At 46.6% G+C, this 1,514-nt stretch carries 1 protein-coding gene; it reads right to left on the minus strand.

Annotated features, from left to right (window positions below; genetic code table 11):
* The coding region (locus CH367_RS20685) for a methyl-accepting chemotaxis protein (RefSeq protein ID WP_133124144.1) at positions 1-1,346 on the minus strand (1,346 nt) is incomplete at its 3' end.
* Positions 1,347-1,514 lie beyond the last annotated feature (168 nt).

The raw sequence follows: 1,514 nt of genomic DNA on the forward strand, positions 1-1,514 counted from the left end.
TTCATACTGGAAACGGCTCTTTCCATGGACTTCCCGACGTTTTGTGCGGAAGCCGCGAGTTCTTCGACGGCCGCCGAAGATTCTTCCGCGGCGGATGCTTGTGTTTGAGCGACATCGGAAAAACTTCTCGAAGAATCGGCCATCTTCTCCGAAGTTCCTTTCAACACGTCCGCTGAGCCGCCGATTTCACGAACGACCTTGAGGAGATTCTCCCGCATCTGATTCATAGAATTGAGAAGGGTTCCGATCTCATCGGGACGATGATACGTTTTTTCCGCGACGAGATTTCCCTTTGCGATTTCTTCGGAGAAACCGATCGCGTTGAGAAGTCCCGCAGTAATCAATTTTTGGAATATAAAATGCAGACAGATCAAAACCGAAATCAAAATGAGAATCGCGGTTAAGAAACTTTTGAAAAGAATACTTAAGACTTCTTTTGTATAGATCGAGTTCGGAATGCTGACCTGCATCACCCAATAACTTTTGTCCTTCCCTACGTGAAACGGAAAGTAGTAGTGTGTATGACCGCCCGAGTCTCGAACGAATTCTTTTCCTTCCGCGCTTTCTTTGAGATAGAATTCGAGTTCCTCTTTGTTTTCGATCGTTTTTCCGACGAGTTCGGGGTTATCACCGTTGACCGCATAAATACCCTTAGGCGAAAGTAAAGTAAGATAACCTTGATCTCGAAACGGTTTTACCTCTCCGAATATCTTTTGCAAATCTTCGATCTTTAAGTCGATTCCGGCCGCGCCTCGGAAGTTATCGCCCAAGCTGACCGGTGCGACCAAGGAGATCATGAGAATTTTTTCGCCGCCGGCGACCGAATAAATGTAAGGATCCGTAACCAAATACACGTTTTTCTTTTTAGGAATCTGATAGAAGTCGCCGCTCGAGTCCGTGTTGTCGTAGCCGACTCCTGCTTCGAGAGTGCTCTTACCCGGATCCTTTGTCTGATGAACATACGCGACGAATCTTCCGCTCGCGTCGTGTCCCGGAGTGTTTTTATACTTCGCGTCTTGTCCGTCATACGCGTTCGGTTCGTAGACAAACCAGATTCCGTAAAAATTCGAATTTCGGTTTAACACTTCTTTCATGGCTTCGACCATCGCTTCTCTCGGAGGAGAAGTGAACATCAAGGGAGAACGAAATCCTCTTATATAAAACATCGCGGAGTCGAGAATGTCCTTCACTTCCAAAGACCAACGTTCGGAAGTAAGTTTGGAACTTCCTTCCACTTCGGCTTTCAGATTTTGATACGAACTGATCGAGTTAATCACCGCAAGTATGGAAAATCCGAGAAAGAGGACGATTGCTAAGTAAATGGAAATTCGAGTACGAATGCTCATTAATTTTTCTCCGTTGATTGATTGCGATCACCGTCGGCTACTTGAAATTTGCCGATGAGTTGACCGAGTTGTTCCGCTTGTCCGTGCATTTCACCCGAGAATGACGTGAGATCGTCCGCACCCGCGGCGATTTCCTGGGTTCCGTCGGAAATGCTCACGATCGTTTTT

The sequence above is a fragment of the Leptospira barantonii genome (assembly GCF_002811925.1).
In the GTDB taxonomy this organism is placed as follows: Bacteria; Spirochaetota; Leptospiria; order Leptospirales; family Leptospiraceae; genus Leptospira; species Leptospira barantonii.